We start from the raw sequence: 2259 nt of genomic DNA on the forward strand, positions 1-2259 counted from the left end.
TTCCATGTTTCCCCCATGCTCTTCACCCTCTCTATTTTTTAAAATAAAAGGGCTGCTTCCTACCCTAAAGGTAAAAGAAGCAACCCGAACTCGCACATGGCTGAATATCTCTTATCTCCCAGAGTACACTGCAGGATTTGGCACAATTCCGATTCCCGGCTGTTGCCAAGGCTTCACAGGGCCTGTCCCTCCACCTATTCTCGATAAGACGTATGAAATTATCTACATTCTATAAAACTCTCGTCTGAATGTCAACTCGTTTTCTGAATTATTAGAATTAAAAAGATATCTGTTTTAAACCGTAGTCTACCCGTATAACATTACACAATGCTTGTAAACACAAACTCACGAAAGGCTTTTTCATGCTCATTCGCCAGCTTTTCTGCCGTTTTGTCACTGCTATCGCCTGTTCCATTATTAACAAACATATTTTGAATCGCTCCGTCTTCCTTTACATATAAAAAAGGACGTTCAAACGTTGTTTCATATTGTTCTTGCAACGCACGTTGAAACAACTCCATTGCCATTTCAGAGGAACTAACAACAGCCGTAACCGCCTCCTCTAACTCTTCTTTTCTATATAGGAACGTTGTTTTAAAATCATCTAACCCTTTTAACCCATCTTTCTCATAGCAAAATCTAGCAACATCCAATGCACTTCCATAATCAACATATAGCCCCGTCCGTCCATTGGAATAAAATAAATACAAATCACTCATAATAATAGGATCCTTCACAATAAACAACCACTCTGTTTCTTGATTCACGCTAATCCCCTCCTATCTATCATCGTATCAAAATTGTTTTCTTAACTGATGTTTCCTATGACAATTTAATAATATTTTTACAAAAAATAGCCTGTCTCTATTTTATTTAAACACTTGCATATTTCCTATAAAAAGGGATAAAATAAGAACATACGTTCTATATAAGGAGGAATCTCAGTGAAACTCATGAATGAAAATTGGGATATAGGTACATTAGAATGGGAAGAAATCACTCAACTACCGAAAGTGCAGGAAACGGATGAGCATGTTGAAATGATACTATGCGAGGCTATGCAGCATCACAACTTGGTATCCTTTGACTATCGACATCGCGGTGTTATTTTTCACTTAACGGGACATATCCATCACTACAATATAACAAAGCAACAACTACACATTATCGATACCGCTGGCAAAGTTCGTTATATATGCACAGCAAATGTCGTCCACATAGAAATTTGCAAGGAGTGGTAAAGTGAAATCTACTCCATAAAAAAAGAGACCACAACCAAATGTGTCTCTTTCCTTAGTCTATTTCATGTATATCACTTCTAGACATTCGAAATCCTTTTCGTAATACAGACTCTATCTTTAAATACCCTCGAACCTTCATGCGAAGACGGTAAATGAGAGAATTCATTTCTTCCGTTCCTACATACACATTACATGCTAAGGTACGCTCAGGCCATACAGCATCAATAATTTGCTGTTTACTAACAAACTCATTTAAATTTTCTGCCAATATTTTGCAGCAGGCGTATTCCTTTTGCGATAATTTAATGCTCGTGTCATGGAAATAAACCGTTTGGGCAATATCATCTAGCTCAAGCCGATCTTTATGTAAATGATAAGCAAGGAGTTCACCTGGAATTTCCATCGTTTCATCATAATCTTTTTCCATCTGTAACTCAATTAACCCATTAGCCAATGTAATTGTATCCGAATCGTGTAGCGGATATATTTCAAACGGAATAAGTACTTCTCCATTTAATTCCGTTCCATGCTTACTACCTAAATCCTGAATCGCCATCATGCCCTCTTTAACAAAAACAACGAAATGCTTTCGTGAAACAAATTGATTATGAATCGAGAAATCCGGGTCATAGGATGGATTTGCGCGACCAATAATCGTTTGCGGTTTATCTAAATAAATAAACGAACCTGCTTGAAACGGATCACCTTGCTTTAAAATCAATTTATGACAATTTTGAATTTGGTTCATACATACTCATCCCTCAATACTTCAATTATCGAAATACATGTTTAGCTTCTCTGCAGTGCGAATGGGATGAAGCAATATATCGTCTTCACTAAAAAGTCGAGATTCTTCAGGTAACGGCTTCGTAGATGCTTGTTGTATGTACCATTCCCATCCACGCCCTACTATCAGAACAGCAAGTAGCGTAATCATAATTTTACGCATATGTTCGCCTCCTTACAATACCTCGTTTACTTAGCATTGTATGAAAGTTACACAATCTGCTCAATAGAA

The 2259-nt window shown here is 37.1% G+C and carries 4 protein-coding genes and 1 riboswitch; of the genes, 1 reads left to right on the forward strand and 3 read right to left on the reverse strand.

Annotated features, from left to right (window positions below; all coding sequences use genetic code 11):
• Positions 1–108 precede the first annotated feature (108 nt).
• Positions 109–210, reverse strand: a riboswitch (SAM riboswitch).
• 110 nt (positions 211–320) lie between these two features.
• Positions 321–767 carry a hypothetical protein gene (locus tag AC11ZT_RS10380; protein WP_484059519.1) on the reverse strand — a complete coding sequence of 149 codons (447 nt, stop codon included), beginning with the start codon at positions 765–767 and terminating at the stop codon, positions 321–323.
• A gap of 186 nt (positions 768–953) precedes the next feature.
• Between AC11ZT_RS10380 and AC11ZT_RS10385 the strand changes: the two genes are divergently transcribed.
• Complete coding sequence (locus AC11ZT_RS10385; RefSeq protein WP_484059522.1) at positions 954–1241, forward strand: YolD-like family protein; 288 nt, start codon at positions 954–956, stop codon at positions 1239–1241.
• Positions 1242–1293: 52 nt separating this feature from the next.
• Here AC11ZT_RS10385 and AC11ZT_RS10390 read toward each other — a convergent pair whose 3' ends face one another.
• Positions 1294–1989: an FHA domain-containing protein gene (locus AC11ZT_RS10390; RefSeq protein ID WP_484059520.1), complete on the reverse strand. Its 696-nt coding sequence runs from the start codon at positions 1987–1989 to the stop codon at positions 1294–1296.
• A 21-nt stretch (positions 1990–2010) separates the two neighbouring features.
• A complete protein-coding gene (locus AC11ZT_RS10395; RefSeq protein WP_484059521.1) occupies positions 2011–2190 on the reverse strand; it encodes a hypothetical protein in 180 nt (59 codons plus the stop codon).
• Positions 2191–2259 lie beyond the last annotated feature (69 nt).

Source organism: Ectobacillus sp., from assembly GCF_056992975.1.

Excerpts from the sequence above, each read along its gene's own strand:
- AC11ZT_RS10390 (WP_484059520.1), bottom strand. The coding sequence starts at position 1,989 with ATGAACCAAATTCAAAATTGTCATAAATTGATTTTAAAGCAAGGTGAT.
- AC11ZT_RS10395 (WP_484059521.1), bottom strand. The coding sequence starts at position 2,190 with ATGCGTAAAATTATGATTACGCTACTTGCTGTTCTGATAGTAGGGCGT.
- AC11ZT_RS10385 (WP_484059522.1), top strand. The coding sequence starts at position 954 with ATGAATGAAAATTGGGATATAGGTACATTAGAATGGGAAGAAATCACT.